Below are 3,252 nucleotides of genomic sequence, written 5' to 3'. Positions count from 1 at the left end.
CCCCAGGAGCTGAAGCCTTGCCAAACCTTCCAGTCCGGGTAATAAGGCGGCGCCGTTATTACTCGAACCTCATGTCCATGAGCTGCCAGCCAGCTTGCCATCTCACCGCTGTATTTGCCGATGCCAGTCAGCTCAGGGCTGTAATTGATGCCGTAGAGCAAGATCTTCATCAATGTGTCCGCGCTTTTTCCACGTTGTTGACATACCAGTCGTAGGCATCTTTCAGGCCGTCTTTTAGACTGATACTAGCCTTCCAGCCCAACGCCTCGAGTCGCGCTACATCCATCAGCTTGCGCGGGGCGCCGTCCGGTTTGTCGGCATCGAAGCTCAACTGACCAGCGAAACCGGTCACGTCAGCAATGGTTTTCGCAAGCTCGCCAATAGCGCAATCAACCCCAGTGCCAACGTTGATATGAGACAGCATCAGCTGGGTATTAGCCTTGTAAGTATCACTGTCTAGTTCCATCACATGCACGCTGGCCGCAGCCATATCATCCACGTGCAAGAACTCGCGCATCGGTTTACCGGTGCCCCAAATAACGATTTCTTCGTCACCGCGTTGCACCGCCTCGTGGAAGCGGCGCAGTAGCGCAGGGATTACATGACTGTTTTCCGGATGGTAGTTGTCGTGCGGACCGTATAAGTTGGTCGGCATAACGCTGCGGTAATCGCGGCCATACTGGCGGTTGTAGCTTTCGCACAGCTTGATCCCTGCAATCTTGGCAATAGCATAGGGTTCATTGGTCGGCTCGAGGATACCTGTTAGTAGTGCCTCCTCACGCATCGGCTGTTCGGCATGCTTCGGGTAGATACAGGAGGAGCCAAGGAACAACAGCTTCTGAACGTCGCATTGATGTGCAGCGTGGATAACGTTGGCCTCAATTAACAGGTTTTCGTAGATGAAGTCCGCGGGATAGGTATTATTGGCATGAATACCACCCACTTTTGCTGCCGCCAAATACACCTGATCGATCTTTTGCTCTTTGAAATAGGCATGTACCGCCTTTTGGTCGAGCAGGTTCAGTTCTTCGCGTCCAGCCGTGAGGATACGGTCATAACCCAGCGCGTGTAGACGACGGATGATGGCGGAGCCGACCATTCCACGATGGCCAGCAACAAAGATATTCTGGTTAAGATCGCCTGTCACTTTCAGTTCTCCGTTGCCACCGGCAATTCATGTCCATGCTGCTTGAGCAGCGCATGCCGTTGCGCTACATTGAGGTCTTCACGGACCATTTCGGCGCACATTTCTTGGACGCTGATCTCTGGTACCCAGCCCAGTTGTTCCTTAGCTTTGGTCGGATCACCAAGCAAGGTTTCTACCTCGGCTGGTCGGAAATAACGCGGATCTACGCGTACAAGCACATCACCGACGTTAAGCGCTGGAGCCTTATCACCTTCAATGCGCTCGACAATGCCTTGCTCATCTACGCCCGTGCCCTCAAACCGCAGGAAGACACCCAATTCAGCGGCGGACCAACGAACGAACTCGCGCACAGAATACTGCACCCCTGTGGCGATAACATAATCAACAGGTTGTTCCTGCTGCAGCATCATCCATTGCATCCGCACATAATCCTTGGCATGGCCCCAGTCGCGCAGTGCATCCATATTGCCTAGGTATAAGCACTGCTCCAGACCTTGCGCCATATTCGCCATTGCGCGTGTGATTTTTCGAGTAACAAAGGTTTCACCACGACGTGGTGATTCGTGGTTAAACAGAATGCCATTGCAGGCATACATGCCATATGATTCACGATAATTCACTGTTATCCAGTAGGCATAGAGCTTAGCTACTGCATAAGGCGACCGCGGATAGAACGGGGTAGTTTCCTTCTGTGGGATTTCCTGGACCAAGCCATAGAGTTCGGAAGTAGAGGCCTGATAAAAACGAGTCTTCTTTTCCAGGCCAAGCAACCGAATAGCCTCAAGAATGCGCAGAGTGCCCATCGCGTCAACATCGGCAGTGTATTCTGGGGACTCAAAACTCACTGCTACGTGGGACTGTGCGCCCAAGTTGTAGACTTCATCAGGCTGAACCTCTTGTATGATGCGAGTTAAATTTGATGAATCGGTGAGGTCGCCGTAGTGCAATATAAAATTCTTATTGTCAATGTGTGGATCCTGATATATGTGATCGACTCGTTGAGTATTAAATGATGACGCTCTGCGTTTGATGCCATGAACTTCATAGCCTTTTTCAAGTAAAAACTCAGCAAGATAGGATCCGTCTTGACCAGTGACTCCGGTGATAAGGGCTCGCTTTTTCATGTATTTTCAACTACGTAAAGGTTGTTAGAGGGGATGTTTTATCGATTTAACTGTCGCGTTAGCAGTCTTTGGTTAAGTTATGACCGGTTAGGCGTGATAGCTCTACAATAACTTTTTGCTTGTCGGTGATGTGTGCAATGGCGGCTTCAAGTTCCATAACTTTTGCACCTACAAGGAAGCGATACCAATATCCTTGAAGAAAGTGGTAGGCTAGTCCTGATTTGCCATCTAGAAATCCTAGTTGAAAAATATAACGCCAGGAAAAATAAATAAAAGCGCTGAAAGTGAAAGGTAGATAATTATAAATTTTTTCTTTTATGAAGCGCTTGACTGACGCTTGTAATGATGTGCTTTCAGTCGTCACGGCCATATCACGAGGAAAAAGGCTTAGTTTTTGATTAATAATATCAATGGCTTCGCGAGTGGCGTATTTGTTATGTTTGTTTGTGAAGAATGTTAGGTCGTTAAGGTTGTGGTCAGAGAAACCACCTTCAAAGGTCACTGTACGTCCTCCCCAAACAACCATATGTTCATCCATCCAGCGATCTTCGATGCGGCCTTGTCCGTTTCTCCATATGCGAACAAGTACAAGTGGATAGCGACCGCCATGACGAACCCAGCGACTCATGAAAATATGTTTACGTTTTAGGTTTATGCCTGCAACATCAGTTGGCAAATTAGGTAGTTTCTGGTGGATTTCTTCTACTAAGTCTGGCTCTATGATCTCATCTGCGTCAAGTCGCATAATCCATTTATTTGTGATAGGGGCATTATCTAGCCCCCATTGGAATTGTTTTGCATAGTTAATGAACGTATTTTGCAATACTACAGCACCTAATGATGTTGCAATATCTTTCGTTCGATCACTAGAAAACGAATCAATAACAAATATTTGTGAAGCTATCGAAGAAATAGATTTAATAGCGCGTTCGAGGTGAATTTCTTCATTGTGTGTCAATATAACTACGGAAAGTCCAAGTC

Annotated in this window: 3 protein-coding genes; all 3 read right to left on the bottom strand. The window is 47.8% G+C overall.

Annotation, left to right across the window (positions count from 1 at the left end):
• Nucleotides 1-169 precede the first annotated feature (169 nt).
• Nucleotides 170-1,147 (bottom strand): GDP-L-fucose synthase, encoded by a 978-nt coding sequence (gene fcl / locus AC1DSG_RS29470; protein WP_477794021.1) that lies wholly within the window; start codon nucleotides 1,145-1,147, stop codon nucleotides 170-172.
• A gap of 2 nt (nucleotides 1,148-1,149) precedes the next feature.
• Nucleotides 1,150-2,271 carry a GDP-mannose 4,6-dehydratase gene (gene gmd, locus AC1DSG_RS29465; RefSeq protein WP_477794020.1) on the bottom strand — a complete coding sequence of 374 codons (1,122 nt, stop codon included), beginning with the start codon at nucleotides 2,269-2,271 and terminating at the stop codon, nucleotides 1,150-1,152.
• A 58-nt stretch (nucleotides 2,272-2,329) separates the two neighbouring features.
• The coding region (locus AC1DSG_RS29460) for a glycosyltransferase family 2 protein (RefSeq protein WP_477794019.1) at nucleotides 2,330-3,252 on the bottom strand (923 nt) is incomplete at its 5' end.

It is taken from the genome of Pseudomonas sp. P5_A12 (assembly GCF_056400685.1).
Note: the sequence above shows the minus strand (reverse complement) of the source record. Positions and strands in the feature narration are given on the sequence as shown.

Coding starts and splice junctions, on each gene's coding strand:
- gmd (WP_477794020.1), bottom strand. CDS start 2,271: ATGAAAAAGCGAGCCCTTATCACCGGAGTCACTGGTCAAGACGGATCC.